16 protein-coding genes and 3 tRNA genes are annotated in these 16339 nt (G+C 43.5%); 9 read left to right on the forward strand and 10 right to left on the reverse strand.

Annotation, left to right across the window (positions count from 1 at the left end; all coding sequences use genetic code 11):
* Positions 1–115: 115 nt before the first annotated feature.
* Positions 116–964, reverse strand: a complete 849-nt coding sequence (locus F894_RS00535; protein WP_005245335.1) for an SDR family NAD(P)-dependent oxidoreductase — start codon at positions 962–964, stop codon at positions 116–118.
* Between the two features lie 223 nt (positions 965–1187).
* Between F894_RS00535 and F894_RS00540 the strand changes: the two genes are divergently transcribed.
* From F894_RS00540 to phoR, 3 genes are all read left to right on the forward strand, one after another.
* Complete coding sequence (locus F894_RS00540) at positions 1188–1865, forward strand: TetR/AcrR family transcriptional regulator (RefSeq protein WP_005245336.1); 678 nt, start codon at positions 1188–1190, stop codon at positions 1863–1865.
* Between the two features lie 249 nt (positions 1866–2114).
* The gene (phoB, locus tag F894_RS00545; RefSeq protein ID WP_004280972.1) at positions 2115–2825 is read left to right on the forward strand and encodes a phosphate regulon transcriptional regulator PhoB; all 711 of its coding nucleotides are present in this window, start codon (positions 2115–2117) and stop codon (positions 2823–2825) included.
* 25 nt (positions 2826–2850) lie between these two features.
* Positions 2851–4209, forward strand: coding sequence for a phosphate regulon sensor histidine kinase PhoR (gene phoR / locus F894_RS00550; protein ID WP_005245337.1), 1359 nt, complete (start codon positions 2851–2853; stop codon positions 4207–4209).
* 46 nt (positions 4210–4255) lie between these two features.
* On the opposite strand, the gene F894_RS00555 is transcribed toward phoR, so the two are convergent.
* Together F894_RS00555 and F894_RS00560 are read right to left on the reverse strand one after the other, a co-directional pair.
* Entirely contained in the window at positions 4256–4906 is a 651-nt protein-coding gene (locus F894_RS00555) for a glutathione S-transferase family protein (RefSeq protein ID WP_005245338.1), read from the reverse strand.
* 160 nt (positions 4907–5066) lie between these two features.
* The gene (locus F894_RS00560) at positions 5067–6014 is read right to left on the reverse strand and encodes a pirin family protein (RefSeq protein WP_005245339.1); all 948 of its coding nucleotides are present in this window, start codon (positions 6012–6014) and stop codon (positions 5067–5069) included.
* A gap of 496 nt (positions 6015–6510) precedes the next feature.
* Here F894_RS00560 and F894_RS00565 point away from each other — a divergent pair, with 496 nt between their 5' ends.
* Both F894_RS00565 and F894_RS00570 read left to right on the forward strand, forming a co-directional pair.
* The gene (locus tag F894_RS00565) at positions 6511–7833 is read left to right on the forward strand and encodes a GGDEF domain-containing protein (protein WP_005245340.1); all 1323 of its coding nucleotides are present in this window, start codon (positions 6511–6513) and stop codon (positions 7831–7833) included.
* A 189-nt stretch (positions 7834–8022) separates the two neighbouring features.
* On the forward strand, positions 8023–9246 hold the full coding sequence (locus F894_RS00570; protein WP_005245341.1) for a GGDEF domain-containing protein: 1224 nt from the start codon (positions 8023–8025) through the stop codon (positions 9244–9246).
* A gap of 8 nt (positions 9247–9254) precedes the next feature.
* Here F894_RS00570 and F894_RS00575 read toward each other — a convergent pair whose 3' ends face one another.
* Together F894_RS00575 and guaA are read right to left on the reverse strand one after the other, a co-directional pair.
* Positions 9255–10187: a restriction endonuclease gene (locus F894_RS00575; RefSeq protein ID WP_004280964.1), complete on the reverse strand. Its 933-nt coding sequence runs from the start codon at positions 10185–10187 to the stop codon at positions 9255–9257.
* A gap of 159 nt (positions 10188–10346) precedes the next feature.
* Positions 10347–11915, reverse strand: coding sequence for a glutamine-hydrolyzing GMP synthase (gene guaA / locus F894_RS00580; RefSeq protein ID WP_005245345.1), 1569 nt, complete (start codon positions 11913–11915; stop codon positions 10347–10349).
* 344 nt (positions 11916–12259) lie between these two features.
* Here guaA and F894_RS00585 point away from each other — a divergent pair, with 344 nt between their 5' ends.
* Positions 12260–12898 (forward strand): DedA family protein, encoded by a 639-nt coding sequence (locus F894_RS00585; protein WP_004644839.1) that lies wholly within the window; start codon positions 12260–12262, stop codon positions 12896–12898.
* A 37-nt stretch (positions 12899–12935) separates the two neighbouring features.
* Here F894_RS00585 and F894_RS00590 read toward each other — a convergent pair whose 3' ends face one another.
* The 5 genes from F894_RS00590 to F894_RS00610 form a co-directional block, all read right to left on the reverse strand.
* A complete protein-coding gene (locus tag F894_RS00590; protein ID WP_005245346.1) occupies positions 12936–13529 on the reverse strand; it encodes a hypothetical protein in 594 nt (197 codons plus the stop codon).
* A gap of 197 nt (positions 13530–13726) precedes the next feature.
* A complete protein-coding gene (locus F894_RS00595; RefSeq protein WP_005245347.1) occupies positions 13727–14119 on the reverse strand; it encodes a hypothetical protein in 393 nt (130 codons plus the stop codon).
* A 13-nt stretch (positions 14120–14132) separates the two neighbouring features.
* On the reverse strand, positions 14133–14969 hold the full coding sequence (locus F894_RS00600) for a ParA family protein (protein ID WP_004280959.1): 837 nt from the start codon (positions 14967–14969) through the stop codon (positions 14133–14135).
* Between the two features lie 96 nt (positions 14970–15065).
* Positions 15066–15458 (reverse strand): SirB2 family protein, encoded by a 393-nt coding sequence (locus F894_RS00605; protein ID WP_005245348.1) that lies wholly within the window; start codon positions 15456–15458, stop codon positions 15066–15068.
* 9 nt (positions 15459–15467) lie between these two features.
* A complete protein-coding gene (locus F894_RS00610; protein ID WP_004280957.1) occupies positions 15468–15776 on the reverse strand; it encodes a BolA family protein in 309 nt (102 codons plus the stop codon).
* A 233-nt stretch (positions 15777–16009) separates the two neighbouring features.
* Here F894_RS00610 and F894_RS00615 point away from each other — a divergent pair.
* From F894_RS00615 to F894_RS00625, 3 genes are all read left to right on the forward strand, one after another.
* A tRNA-Gly gene (locus F894_RS00615) sits at positions 16010–16082 on the forward strand.
* Between the two features lie 48 nt (positions 16083–16130).
* A tRNA-Gly gene (locus F894_RS00620) sits at positions 16131–16203 on the forward strand.
* Between the two features lie 48 nt (positions 16204–16251).
* Positions 16252–16327: transfer RNA gene (locus tag F894_RS00625), tRNA-Gly, on the forward strand.
* The last annotated feature ends 12 nt before the right edge of the window (positions 16328–16339 follow it).

Below are 16339 nucleotides of genomic sequence, written 5' to 3' on the forward strand. Positions count from 1 at the left end.
TGCAGGTTTTTTACGTGCCTAAAGCATTACAGTAGTTAATACTCTCCTTTGCAAAAAATTAGCCCCTATCACAGCGATAAAAAAACCCGCTTTCGCGGGTCTGTTTTGCATTTTTTTAAGCAGACTTTTTCTTCTTTTTACCAAACTGGGTCGCCAGTGCAGTGACATGCTGATAACCAGTTGGCAAGATCCGCTGGATCAGGTCAATTGCTTTGGCATCATTACCAATCAGCAGACGGCGTTTGTCTTTTTGTACCGCCTCCAGAATTTGACGAGCGGCTTCTGCAGGTGGACAACGCAATAATTTATTAAAATTACGGGCTGATTTTTCCGGATTCATACCTAAAGTCAGCAGACTGTTATTCATTTTTGCCGCATTGGCAATATTGGTACGGATACCGCCCGGATGTACACAGAGCGCACTAACTCCGCAATTTTCCATGTCCAGTTCCTGACGCAGGGATTCAGTAAAACCACGTACTGCAAACTTGGTCGCATTATAAGCAGACTGGGTGGGCTGAGCCGTTAAACCAAACAGGCTGGAAATATTGATGATATGACCATCGCCAGTTTTCTTGATCAAAGGTAAGAATTCTTTGGTTCCGTAAACCACGCCCCAGAAATTGATTCCGACAATCCATTCCAGTTCTTCATAAGACGCCCCTTCAACGGTTGAGCCTAGTGCAACGCCAGCGTTGTTAAAGATCATATTGACACTACCATGATCCTGTTCGACCTGTGCCGCCCAGTTACGCACCTGTTCCAATTCAGCTACGTTTACTTTCTGGATAGTCACACGAACATCACTCTCTTTGAGCAATTCAAGCGTTTGTGCCAGACCCTGTTCATTGATATCACTCAGCGCCAAGTGACAACCCTGCTGGGCCAGCAATACCGCCAGTTGCTGGCCAATCCCTGAACCGGCACCAGTAATCGCAGCGACTTTATTTTTAAAATTTTTCATTCAATTTCCTTATGTAAAGAACTGCCATTCCATGACAGCAGGATCTTGTTCTGTTGTTTCAGGAGCTAGCACAGATCCTCAATATAGTTTTGACAATATAGATTGTCAATAATTATCCCATGTCCTTAGAGGCCAAATTTCAGGGGAGCATTTCTATATAGGTCTAAGCGAGATTTATTGCTAAGATATTCAAAATCTTCATGCAGATGAGCACACAGGCCTTATGACCGATTCGATCGACTCAGCAGCAAAATCACGACCCTCCAAAACCAAGGAGCGTCAGTTTAAAGGCCTGTCGATGGCTGAACGACAGCAGGCACGTCGTGAAAAACTGATCGAAGCCGGAATTGAAGCCTATGGCAGTTATGGTTTTTTTTCAGTTACTGTCAAAGATATCTGCAATGAAGCCAAACTGACTGAACGTTATTTTTATGAATCCTTCAAGAAAAGCGAACATCTGTTTCAGACCATTTTCCTAAAACTGATTGATGAACTGCAACAGAATGTCATGCAGGCCATGATGCAGGCCTCGACAGATCCGAAAAAAATGATCGAAGCCGGTTTGAGTGCGCTGCTCACTACCCTGCGTGACAATCCGCGCATGGCACGGATCATTTATATTGATGCCATGCTGGTACAGGAACTGCATAATCAGGCCACTATTCATGAAACCATGTCACGTTTCGACCGCATGATTCACGCCTTCGTCATGTTGATGATGCCGCAGTTAAATCGTAGTGAGCAGGAAATTTCACTGGTGTCGACCGGTTTAAATGGCTATGTCACCCAAATTGCTATTCGTTGGGTGATGAGTGGTTTTAAGCATTCGCTTGAGGAAGTTTTATCGTCTTGTAGTGTGGTTTTTTTGGCGCTGCTCGAGTCATTTTCCGAGAAAAAATAGCTGTTAAATCCTGTGCTTAATAGGCTTTCCTACATTTACCAGTCAGTTGCAGATTTATGCTATACTACGGAAATGAGTAAAATTAATTTATGATTTTTTAACAAGTTTCTGCGCTATATTTGTCACAAATTTTTGCGAATATCAGCAGTTTTTCCCTTTCTGCAATGATACTGTCATAATTAGTCTTTGTAATAAGCCTGTCATAAATATAAAACGGTTCACCGTTTACATGAAATAGGGTATTGCGTTGTGAAAGATGACTACATATTAATCGTCGATGACGAGCTCCCGATTCGGGAAATGATCCATACCTCTCTGGATATGGCCGGTTTTCAGTGCTTACAGGCAGAAGATGCCAAGCAGGCGCATCAGATGATTGTGGACCAGCGTCCGGCATTAATTTTGCTGGACTGGATGATGCCGGGTGGTGTGAGCGGTGTGGACTTATGTCGTCGTCTGAAACGTGATGAAAGCCTGTCAGAAATTCCGGTGATCATGCTGACAGCGCGCGGTGAAGAAGACCACAAGGTACAAGGTCTGGATGCCGGTGCCGATGACTACATGACCAAGCCATTCTCGACCCGGGAACTGGTCTCCCGAATTAAGGCGGTACTGCGCCGCGCCAATGCCCTGAGCGGTGAAAAAACCATTGATGCCAATGGCCTGATTCTGGATCCGGTCAGCCAGCGGGTGAATTTTGGTAACAACATTCTGGAAATGGGGCCGACTGAATATCGTTTGCTGGCATTCTTCATGACCCATCCGGAACGTGCCTATACCCGTGCGCAATTGCTGGATCAGGTGTGGGGCGGTAACGTCTATATTGAAGACCGGACCATCGATGTACATATCCGCCGTTTGCGTAAAGTGCTGGAACCTTATGGTGTAGACCGTTTTGTACAAACCGTTCGCGGAACGGGGTATCGCTTTTCGACCCGTTCAGATGTCGCTTTAGGTTAATATCTTTTAAGGTAAATCTTGTTTTATGTATGAACCCTACCCTGTCCCCGAACTGGCACGCGAACATAAAAGAATCCGTTACAGTAGCTTATGGGATTTTGCCAAACAGGATTTACGCTTACTGGCTTTTTTCCTGATTATCGCCAGCTTTATCGGTTTTGGGATTGGGTATTTCTGGGTTTGTATCGTAATTGCTTTCGTGGCGTTCTTTGCGACCCAAATGCGTTCCTTATATCTGGTCAATGAATGGATTTCCAATCGCCCTTATGATGTTCCACCAAATATTGGCGGGATTTGGGGTGCGCTACTTTTCAATGTTTACCGCGCCCAACGTCAGGAACGGATTGTTCAGGCGGAAATGGTCGAACTGATTGATCGTGCACAGTCTTCACTGGTGGCCTTACAAGAAGCTGTGGTACTACTTGATGAAAACCAGCAGATTGAATGGTGGAATCCGGCAGCCGAACGTCTGCTCGGAATCTCCAGTGACGACCGTCGCCGTAATATCCTGACCTTGCTACGCCAACCAAGCTTTATCGAATACTATCACCATATTGATGAATCTCCCGACGGCCTGAAAATGCGTTCTTCGCTGTTCGAAGACCATTATGTGCAGGTCAAAATGACCCGTTTTGGTGGAGAAAGCCGGGTACTGGTCGCTTATGATGTGACCAGGATGCATAATCTGGAACAGATGCGAAAGGATTTTGTCGACAATATTTCACATGAACTGCGCACTCCTTTGACCGTGCTCAGTGGCTATATTGAAACCTTTACCGATCAGGAAGATATTAATCCACGCTGGAAACGCGCTTTTGATCAGATGCAGTCGCAAACCCGACGCATGAATGCTCTGGTCAACGACCTGCTGCTGCTGTCACGTCTGGAAAATGATAAGAATATTGCCAAAAACCAGATCATTGAAATGCCGAGTCTGATGAACCAGCTATTCGATGATGCCCAGGCCTATAATATTGATTATGGTCATACCCTGAATCTGGACATTGACAGTCATTGCGATCTGATCGGTTCAGATATGGAATTGGCTAGCGCCTTTAGTAACCTGATCACCAATGCCATCAAGTACACGCCTAAAGGCGGCACCATCACCATCGGCTGGCATGATGATGGTGAATCGGCTTATTTTGTGGTGCAAGATAACGGTATCGGGATTGATCCCAAGCATCTGCCACGTCTGACCGAGCGTTTTTACCGCATCGATTCAGACCGCAGCCGCCGTACTGGCGGTACCGGTTTGGGATTGGCAATTGTCAAACATGTGCTGATGCAACATCAGGCACATCTGGAAATTGAGTCTAAGGAAAACCAAGGCTCTACCTTTAAGGTGATTTTCCCCAAAGAGCGTCTCAGCTTTCCAGAGTAAGATACCCATCAAAAAAGGTGCCATCGGCACCTTTTCTTTTAAGTACTTAAGAGCTGATCTGTTTTTCTTTGGACAGTGCACGCGCATAGGCTGCACGTTGCGAGACCCGTTTCAGATAGGCTTGAATCGCTGGATAGCTTTGACCCGTCCGGCTCTGCATCGCTTCTAAAGGAAAACTCATCTGAATATCGGCAAAACTGAAATGCCCGGCAAAATAATCATGCTCGCTCAAATAGCTTTCCAGAAACTGGATATGATCTTTTAAACGGCTCTGTACAAACTGTTTTTTCACTCCATCACAGATTTTCTTGGCCACCGGCCGAATCAGCAACGGGGTATGTTTTGGTACAGTGGTCATCACCAGTTGCATTACCAGCAGCGGCATCAACGAGCCTTCCGCATAATGCATCCAGTAACGGTACTGGGCCTTGTCGGCAATATCTTCTGGGCGAAACTGCTGCTGTTCATCATAAGTTTCCTGCAAATATTCCAGGATCGCCGCAGATTCTGCCAGTACCTGCGACTGATCGACCAGAATCGGAGCCTTACCCAACGGATGGATCTGTTTTAAGGCCGGTGGCGCAGAAAGGTTGGGTTGACGTTTATAGTATTTAACCTCGTAATCCAGTCCTAATTCTTCCATAGCCCACAGGATACGAAATGATCGTGATTGTTCGAGATGATGTAAAACACGCATATTAGACTCATGATTTTATTGTTCTTACTTTTCGAGCATAGCAAAAAGCAGCAGACTCTAGCTCATTTTTTGATGACTGTAATGATATGTATCCTATGTTGTAGATTCACTATTTGAGTTCAACTCAGACAGCGCTCCATATTCCCATCATTTTTAGCATTTATCGGGAAGCACGCATCTGGTCTGGAAATGCAGGCGCTTCTAAACGTGGCCCATCATAGGCAGGAATGGAACCAAAACGTTCATGACCTTCAATCCATTGTTCCCGCGCAATTTTAAGTTCCTCTGTCGTACGCCCAACCAGATTCCACCACAGTAAAATCGGGCTTTCAAATGGTTCCCCACCAATCAATAGCACCCGGCTCCCGGTATGAATTTCAGCATTGACTTGCTGCAACCCCGGCTCCAGGATCAGCATATTATCTTCAGTCAGTTCATGCCCATTAATGCTGGCCGTCCCTTCAAGCACCATAAAGCCATATTCAAATTTCGGATTCAGCGGCAAGCGCGCACTGGTACTTTGAGCTGCATACAGATCTACTCCGAGCAGTTCGCTATGCACTTTAACTGGTGATCTCGTTTTTAAATATTCTCCGACCAGCACGGTAAATTCAATGCCTTGCTCATTGACGACCGGCAATTCAGGATAATGTTCAAAACCCGGTGCCATATTGATCTTGTCGTCCGGCAAGGCAATCCACAACTGTGCTGCATGCATATGGGTCTCACTTTCCGGAGAAACTTCAGTATGTGAAATGCCATAACCCGAGGTCATCAGATTGACCTGCTTGGGACGAATCAATTGCTGATTTCCCAGACTGTCATTGTGCATCATGCTGCCTTCGATCATCCAGGTAAAGGTCTGCAGACCAATGTGTGGATGAGGGCCGATATCCAAACCATCTCCTTGCGGGAAACTGGCCGGACCCGCATGATCCAGAAAACACCAGGCACCAATCATGCGCTTATGCCGGCTCGGCAAGGCGCGTTTAATCACGGTGCCCTGCCCGATTTCCGCGCGACGTAAAGGAAACTCCTGAATAAACTGATTCACGTACTTTTCACAATCATCGGAATTCGACAGTTCAATATCACTATTATTCGACATGGCTGAGCTTACCTCGGCATTTTCATTCTACTTTTGAGTGGCTGAGACATGCATTTGACCGATTCAAGATGCCTCTCTGTTCAGGACAATGTACAGGGTCTATGGGCAAAATCTATCCCTGGAAATATTTAGATACGTATAAAACTCCTCATTAGTTCCATCAATTTAAATCCTGAAAAGCTGATGAGATTTGTATCCAAAGCCCCAAACTTGAGTTTTAGCAAGTCAATCATGATTTAGGTACATGGCGTTATGAGTTTAAATAAACTGAAGATCAGGAATGTCATTTATGTTTCACGTGAAACGAATCAACAACATCCAAAGCCCCCATGAATAAGATGATTATTCATGTATTTCAATCACTTTCCATTTAACAAAACACAAATTTTGTTACGTTTTAGCATTAAAAACTTCCCGGATACCCAATTTTTGGGAGGTTATTTTTTACTCAACCACGGCATAATAGGCACCTATAAAAATAATACTGGACCAGGACATGTCTGCTCAGAATGAGAATATATATTCAACGGCGAATGTATCTTTTCAAAATTCGACGACCGATAAATCACTGAAATTATCTGAATGTGATCTGCAGAACCGTCAGCTGATTGAACAGGCGCTGACAGATCCTCATGCGCGTATTCCTGCCCCTTTTCAGCAATATTTTCATGATTATGTCTATACGCATAGTCATCATAACTTGCGTCAAATTAACTATCTGGCCCAAATAGCCTTTTTACTGTATTTCTTTGCCGATATCCTGATTATTCCAGACATGTTTTTTATTTCTGGTCTGATGCGCGTCGTTCTGGTTCTGGGCGCGATGTTTTGCTGTTATTACCTATTTAAAAAACATAAAAATATTCAGATTCTGGACAGAATCTTGCCGATAGGCACCACGGTGGCTGCAGCCGCCTGGATTGGCTTACTCGCGCTTTCAACCAGTCCGCATGTTGCCACCTATATTTATGCCTCTGCGATCTTTATTCTCATCGCCAATCTCTGTGTACAGACCCAGTTTAAAGTCGCAGTCTATTGCTCCATCTTGATTGCCCTATTTATCATGCTTGGGGTGACCCAATTCATGAGTGCTTCTCAAGCCTTTATTTTTAGCGTGGTCTTTAGTCCACTCTGGTTTTTTAGCATTTATATTAACTGGAATAATATTCTAAATGTGCGACGTTCTTTTCTGCGCTCCCTGCTCGATGAATGGAACTATCAAACCTTAAAGAATCTGGCGCATACCGATGATTTGACCCAGCTCTACAACCGTCGCCATTTTGTCGATATGGCTGAACGCTCTATTCATCAATGGCCTAAACATGCCAGTAGCTGCCTGTTGATGTTTGATGTCGATCATTTTAAAAATATTAATGATAGCTATGGGCATGATGTTGGTGATCGGGTGCTACAACTGATTGCTGAAGTGACCCGTAAAGAAATGCGGCATAGCGATGTATTGGCACGTTTTGGCGGGGAGGAATTTATCGCCCTCCTGGAAGATACTCAACTGCAAGACAGCCTGATGATTGCAGAACGAATTCGTTGCGCAATTCAAAAGCAGTATATTTATGTCGAACCCAATCATGCCATCCGGTTCACCATTTCGATCGGTGTAGCAGAACTGGAATCCCATACCCAGACTCTGGAAGATCTGATCAAACAAGCCGATATCGCTTTATATCAAGCCAAGAAGTCTGGCCGAAATAGGATTGAGGTCTATCATCCGGATATGCTGAATAAGCCCAAGCCAGCAACAGAAAATCCCTGGAATGTATTTAAGCCAGGCACTCAACCAGCTCAGTCAACAGCGAATTAAAGCTGAATTATTAGTCTGTTCTTAAGCTAGGATGATCCTTAGAATGCATTAATCGGGGATTTCATTTTATAAAATAAATTTGACTCTTCCACTTTTAAAATATCAAACAAAAGAATAGAATATTTTTTATACAACTATATATAAATTTCATCTTATTCATTTTTATATATTTTAATTTGGGAAGGCTGCATGCCGCATAATAATGAAAAAGAATCACGCACTCTGATTCAGGAGTCTCTTCAAGATCCGCTGGTTCGTATTCCTGCGCCTTTAAAACCAGCCTACTATGCTCATCAGAAAAAACTCACTTTAAAATACTTATTACAGGTTAATTTATTCGCACAGTTGGCATATGCCTCTTATACCCTTGCTGATATTCTGGTGCTGAATGATATTCTCACGTTACTCATTTTGACCAAAATCAGCTATACCATCCTGATCGTACTGATCACGATCTGGATGTATCACTCTTACCGCAATTTACCTGTGTTTGATTTACTCTTACCCACCTCAATTATTGGCGCAAGTGCCATCTGGTTTTTTAATCTAAATCAGTCCGAAAGTGCTTATACCCTCATTTATCAATATGCCTCCTTGGTCTTTATTGTGTTGGCCAATTTATGTGTGCAGATCCGGTTCTGGCCGTCTTTGATTACTTCGAGTCTGATTACCCTGATAATTTACATCGGCGTATATTTCAATACTCGGTCTGACCTGTACCAGATGTTTTTATTTTCCCTGATTTATCTGCCGGTATTGACCTTCAGTCTTTATATTAGTTGGAGCTCAACCTTAAAATCACGCATGGTATTCTTGCAGCATACCCTGAATGAATATAACCGGCAGGCCTTTGAAAATATGGCCCATACCGATTCCCTCACCGGCCTGAATAACCGTCGCTGTTTTGAATATCTCGCGCAACAACTGGTACAACAGAATTTTGATCAACCGGTACCTATGAGTTTACTGGTATTTGATGTGGATCATTTTAAGCAGATTAATGATCGTTATGGTCATGATATCGGAGATCAGGTCTTACAGACGATTGCCCTGAGCACACGCAGTGAAATGCGACAGCATGATATTTTGGCACGCTATGGCGGTGAAGAATTTATTGCATTTTTACCCGAAACCTCTCTGGATGAAGCGCTAAAAGTTGCCGAGCGTTTAAGGCATAACATTGAAAATATTGTGATCGATCTAGACAGCCAGCATCGTTTCAGTTTTAGCATTTCGATTGGTGCTGCCATTCTGGAAAGCTGTGAAACAGATTTAATGACCCTGATTAAACAGGCCGATATTGCCTTATATCAGGCTAAAGCCAATGGAAGGAATCGGGTTGAAGCTTATGATCCAGATCTGGAGCAAAGTTTAGCTGGGGAGCTGCAAAACTGGCAGGTTAAACCGGCTTAAATTACCCGTTAAAAATTATCTTCATCAAAACGATCTTGGTCGATTTTATAGATATGAAAACTACGTTCTATTTGTACACCTAAACCAAATTCAATCATTAAAGACGTCAGCTTATCGCCATCAATTAAAACAATACCGGATTTTCTTGCCGACTCAATGGCCTCTTTACTGAAACTTGACGTAGTAATGAATACACCCTTCTTAGCAACTTGATCGGCCAAAGCACCTTTAAACTGTTGAATGTCGGGACGACCAACAGTATCTTTCCAACGTTTCGCTTGGATGTAAATTTTATCTAGCCCTAATCGATCTTCACTAATTACACCATCAATTCCACCATCGTTGGTTTTACCAATCGCTTGAGCTGCATCTTGATGTGAACCGCCGTAGCCCATTGCCACCAGAAGATCGACAACCAGTCTTTCAAAAAATGAAGGAGATTTATCTTTTACCATCTGAAGCAAATCACTTTTCAAATCAGATTTTAATAATTCCGTTGTGTTCTGGATTGTTTCTTCTGGAGTCTGAGTTTCTTGGTAACTATTTAGGCTTTCAATAACTTGTAGATTCCCGATCCCAAACTCATCTTTATTTTTCTTTCCTAATTTAAAATCTGAAAATCCGTTGAACTGTGCTAAATATTCATTTGTTATAGCATCTAAACTTTTTAAATCAACCTGTCTACCCAAGCTACTAATCTCACAATATGCTCTCTTCGGTTGTTGAACTAAGCCCGCCTTAACTAAGTAGGTCTTTGCCCATGCCACTCTATCTTTAAATATATTTTTCCCGCTCGGAAGAATTTTATTTAAATCCTCTTCGTGTAAATTGGAACGTTCAGCTAGGATATTCGCAGCATCCGAAATTTTTATTGGCTCATTTAATTCTGATAATAATTTCATTAAAGGCAGCATTAATTGATCATAAGTAGGTAAAGGCATTTTTTAGCTTTTAAAGGTTTATTTTTATTCAGTATAAATCAAAAAAAGAGCGCCGAAGCGCTCTTTTTTATTAGGTTATATCTGATAAACCAGATACTGCCACGCGCATAGCGCTTGGCGTAATTTAGGCGGACAGCAGTGCTGTCCGAAACCCCTAAATTACTCCCATTCAATTGTTGCTGGTGGTTTAGACGATACGTCATACACAACACGAGAAACTTCAGCAATTTCATTCATGATACGGGTCGAGATCTTATCGACTAAATCATAAGGAAGATGCGCGAAACGAGCCGTCATAAAGTCCACGGTTTCTACCGCACGCAGTGCAATCACCCATGCATAACGACGGCCATCACCGACTACACCCACCGATTTTACTGGCTGGAATACTGCAAATGCTTGAGCAGTCTTGTCATACCAGCCGCTGGCACGCAGTTCTTGCATGAAGATGTCATCCGCAAGACGTAAAATGTCTGCATATTCTTTTTTCACTTCACCCAAGATACGCACACCTAGACCTGGGCCTGGGAATGGATGACGATAGATCATGCTGTGTGGCAAGCCTAAAGTCGTACCCAATTTACGTACTTCATCTTTAAACAAGTCACGTAATGGTTCAACCAGTTCAAACGCTAGATCTGCTGGTAAACCACCCACATTATGGTGTGATTTAATCACATGCGCCTTACCCTGCTTGCTTGCAGCAGATTCAATCACGTCTGGATAAATCGTACCTTGTGCAAGGAATTTTACGCCATCTAATTTACGTGCTTCTTCAGCGAAGACAGCAATAAATTCACGGCCAATAATTTTACGTTTTGCTTCAGGATCAACTTCACCTGCAAGCGCAGTCAAGAAACGCTCTTCAGCATCAGCACGAATCACGCGGATACCCATGTTATCAGCAAACATTTGCATCACTTGATCGCCTTCGTTCAAACGAAGCAAACCGTTGTCTACAAATACACAGGTCAGCTGATCACCGATCGCTTTATGCAACAGCGCTGCCACTACAGATGAATCCACACCACCAGAAAGTCCTAGTAATACTTTTTCATCACCAATCTGTTGGCGAAGCTGTTCTACACGTAGATCAATAATGTGTTCTGGCGTCCACAGACCGCGACAGCCACAAATTTGATGCACGAAGTTCGACAGTAATTCTGCACCTTTAGAAGTATGTGTCACTTCAGGATGGAACTGAATACCATAGAAACGGCGAGTTTCGTCAGAAACCATCGCAATTGGACAGCTTGGCGTCTGTGCAGTGATCTGGAAGCCTTCTGGAATACGGGCAACCTTGTCACCATGACTCATCCAGACATGCAGCTGGTTTTCACGGTCCTGTAAATTACCGATCAGCTTGTCACGTACAACAATATCTACTTCTGCATAGCCAAACTCATGCACAGTACCTGGCTCAACTTTACCGCCAAGCTGTTCGCACATGGTTTGCAGGCCATAACAAATACCCAATACCGGCACACCCAGCTCGAATACCACTTGCGGCGCACGCGGGCTGCCCTCAAGGTGAACGCTCTCAGGTCCACCAGACAAGATGATACCGTTTGGATTAAATGCACGAATGTCTTCTTCAGACATATCATAGGCATACATTTCAGAATATACACCAGCTTCACGGACACGACGTGCGATGAGCTGACTATATTGAGAACCGAAATCCAGAATCAGGATACGATCTTCAGTAATTTGAGTATTGGTAGTCATGACGAACAACTATGAAAGGCAAACGAAAGATAAGCGCCGTATTCTAACATTTTTCAGCGCATTAAGCACACAATTCGCATGAGGTATGCATTTAGTTGATTGCATTATATTTCTAGCAGAATAAAGCATCCCTTTGGATGCCTTGATTGGTCTGTCATTTTTATATTTTTAAGCTCAAGATTTAATCCAATTAAGCCTGTTTTTATAAAAATCCGAAGATAATATGTAAGAGAAATTTTTGCTTAATTGAAGATGGATGAAGCCTCAATTATTTTACTTTCTGGTACTGACTTTCATGCCCCGGGCTGTTAGGATTTGACCACACTTTTGCTTGTACTGGGCTCATGGAACTGATTGATTTTATCTTGCATGTTGATGATCACTTGCTTGAATTTATCACTAATTACGGGATCTGGATTTATGCCATTCTTTTCCTGATTATCTTTGTAGAAACAGGTCTGGTGGTCATGCCGTTCCTGCCTGGCGACAGCTTGCTATTTGCAGCAGGTGCACTGGCAGCCTCTACTGGTGCAATGGATCCATGGGTGCTGATTCCACTCTTGTTTGTTGCGGCAGTTCTGGGTGACACCCTGAATTATCATATTGGTAAATATATTGGTCCTCGGGTTTTCGAGATCGAATCGCGCTTCATCAATAAAAAACACTTATTGGCGACCCAGCAATTCTTTGCCAGACATGGTGGTAAAACCATTATTTTTGCGCGTTTTGTTCCTTTTGCCCGTACTTTCGCACCCTTCGTCGCCGGTGCTGGCAGCATGAATTACAAATATTTTCTGACCTATAATGTGGTAGGTGCATTCGCCTGGATTAGCTCATTTGTCATTTTGGGCTATATGTTTGGCAATATGCCGATCGTCAAAGACAACTTTACCTATCTGATTTTTGGCATCATTATTTTAAGTGTATTGCCAGGTGTGATTGGCTTTATTCAACAAAAGCTCAAAAAAAGTAAAACAGCTTAAGAACTGTTTAGATTAAGATTTTTTACAGCCTGTGCGTTTAATCCCATAGCCTGATCAGGAGTGGGATCAGACAAAGCAGGACAAATAAAGCCGCGCCTTTATAAATGAGGCCGGCTTTTATTTTTTCAGATGGACTGGTCAATATGGCCTGACCAAAGACCATCCAGAAAATCCCGACCGGAACGGTACTCAAGCTAAAGGCAGCAAAAACCAGAACGAAGTTGGTCGGGCTTTGCCAGGTTTCCATCGGTAAAATCCCGGAGGCCAACAATGCTGCTTTAGGATTTTTTAGGGTAGTTGTAAACATTTGCCAGGGACGTATCTGCGGATGGTTTTTGCTGTAACGTTCTAACTGCTGAGCCTTATATAAATGCAAGGTCATCCAGCCCACACAGATGGTACTCAGTACATAGACCAAGCCTTTAAAGTTTGGCCAGATCGGTGACGCCAGATGAATCAACAAGGCCCAAACATTAATGGCATAAAAATAGCCGAGCAAAATGGCAGGAAGATAGAGACTGGTTTTAGCCTGCCCCTGCTGATGAGCAGAGCTGGCCACCAAGGCATTGGCGGGCCCTGGAACCATCAACACAGCAATGAGTCCTAAAACAAATAACCAATTTTCAATCATCGCAATGAACTTTTCCGGGCCAAGGTTGTAGCTTAATCAATATGGGAGTGGGATAACAAGCTTATAAATTTCAGATTTATATACACTCTGGTCAATTTCCCGTGAGTTTTATCTTAATTTAAACTGCCCTATTCTTGATGAAAACAATAAAAAATGCCGACCTAAAGTCAGCATTTATCCGTTTAATGTTGAATGATTTATTTAGGCGTCGCCTGCTGAACGATGATCGGACAGTTCTTATAACGCGCGGCCTGTACAATCGCTTCCTGCTCGCCTAAAAGCCGTGCCAGTTCGGTTCTTTTGGTATCGGATGACTGTCCCATATTGACTGAAACACTCGGGCCAATACCCCATCCACCGCGACTACCCCAACCACCGCCAAGACCAACGCCCACACCGACGCCAGTACGTTTCGGTGGTTCAACGCCATTGTCGATATACTGCTGAATACGATTATATTCACCCTGTAATTGCGAACAACCCAAAGTCTGATAGAGGGTGGGCGACACATAAGTCGGTTTTACCGGCGTTGCACAGGCACTCAGTAATGCCAGTGCAGCAATACTCAGGCTTACTTTCACAAGTTTCATAGCTAACTCGATCTTAATTCTGCTCTATCTCATTGAACAACGATTGATAGGCCTGAGTCAATTTATGATCAGTAGCCAAATGAATCAAAGGCTGATTTTTCTGATGAGATTCTTTCATCAAGATCGAGGGTGGCAACATACTGTCGAGGACCGGTAAGCCTTCATCTTTGAGCTGTTGTACCACTTCACGCGGTAATTTGGCCTGTGCCTGAAACTGGTTCACGACAATCCCTTCGATTTCCAGCCCTTCATTATGGTCATCCTGGGTTTCAATGACATTTTCAATCAGGGTCTGTAGGGCACGTTTAGAAAATACATCACAGTCAAATGGAATCAGCACGCGGTTCGCCGCAATGAGAGCAGAGAGGGTAAAGAAATTGAATGCAGGCGGTGTATCAATAAATACCCGGTCATAATGCCCCGACAGTTGTTGCAAGGCATCTCGTAGCTTATAAATCTTGTGCTTGGACTCCAGTGCATGGGCCAATGCACCCAGTGTTGGACTGGCCGGAATAACATCCAGATGTTTAAAAGAAGATTGATGCACATAGCTTTCCAGACCTTTGCTACGACTTTTTAAAATCGAGCCAATGGCATTGCCGAGCAGGCCCTTGCTTTGCTGATTACCGAGTACATCTTCAAAATAGTTTTCGATATTCGGTTCGAGTGCCGGCTTGTCACTAGAATACGTCGCATCATCACCCAGCACATACTGGCTAGAGTTGGCCTGCGGATCCAGGTCAATCAATAAGGTTTTTAAACCCTGATGTGCACTGATCGCTGCCAGATTGACAGTAATACTCGACTTGCCTACCCCACCCTTTTGATTAAATACCACACGTGTACGCATGTCCCCCTCCTCACATTTTTAATTACTTTTACAACATTTGTATTTTCTAATTATTTGCATGGACTGGCTGTGCTGATCATCACAGCCAGCCTGCTTTTAGCCAAAATTCGGCTTGATCATCACCAAAGCCAGAATAGACACCAATGAAACTACAGCAATAACTAAGCCAGCCCGACGCTGCGACAACAAGATCGAATCATCTTTTTTATAGGCTTTGCCTAGCGAGGATACCAGCACCAAAAATAAAATGACTTTGGCATAGAACCAAGGCTGTACATCAAAGTCTTTCAGGACGAGCGATACTATACCGGTCAGTGCAATCACCGTGATAGCTAAATGCTGTAAAGCGACTAGCGCTGTACGTGCTACCGGATTAGGCATATTTCCCTGTGTGCCGACAAACAAGGTCAAGGCACGGGCAAGAATGGCGACAATCGCCAGTCCTGCTACCGACATATGGATAATCTTGACTAAAAGTTGGGTTTCCATCATTTCCTCTTAGTTTTTAGGTGCGTGTGCACAAGCAGGACTGGTCGTATCCTGACCTGCCCATTCTTCAGGCAAAAATGCATGAATGGCCAGCGCATGAATCTTGTCTTTTGACAGCAGATCACCCGCAGCAGCATAAACTTTCTGATGACGCTGGACGGGGCGCAAACCGGCAAATGCCTGACTCACAATCACGGTTTTAAAATGCGATTCTTTTCCCGGGAAATAACCACCATGACCCGAAGACTCATTCACCACTTCCAAATGGGTTGGGGATAATTGCGCCAAACGATCTTTCAGTTGTTGTTCTAAGCTCATGGCCTGACTCCAATCTTCAAAAATATGGTCTCAGTATACCTTGTTCTGCCGAGTATTTCGGTAATCTGTTCAGATGCAATCCGTTGATTGTGGCGAAAATTTATTGATTTTTATATGAATATTGGTTATTTATTGTCTGGTCTACAGCATTTTGCTTTTATTTTATGCAATTGATGCAAGATTTTTAACAAAGGTGTTGACCACATTTTTGCATGCTGTATTATACACGGCATGCGGGAATAGCTCAGTTGGTAGAGCATAACCTTGCCAAGGTTGGGGTCGGGAGTTCGAGTCTCCTTTCCCGCTCAAAATTTTTTCATTTAGTTTTTTCATTTAAAAAACTTTATAGACTCCGCGGGAATAGCTCAGTTGGTAGAGCATAACCTTGCCAAGGTTGGGGTCGGGAGTTCGAGTCTCCTTTCCCGCTCAAAATTTTTTCATTTAGTTTTTTCATTTAAAAAACTTTATAGACTCCGCGGGAATAGCTCAGTTGGTAGAGCATAACCTTGCCAAGGTTGGGGTCGGGAGTTCGAGTCTCCTTTCCCGCTCCAGATTCTAAAAAA

Origin of the sequence: Acinetobacter sp. CIP 51.11 (assembly GCF_000369665.1) — a bacterium.
Taxonomy (GTDB): Bacteria; Pseudomonadota; Gammaproteobacteria; order Pseudomonadales; family Moraxellaceae; genus Acinetobacter; species Acinetobacter lwoffii_S.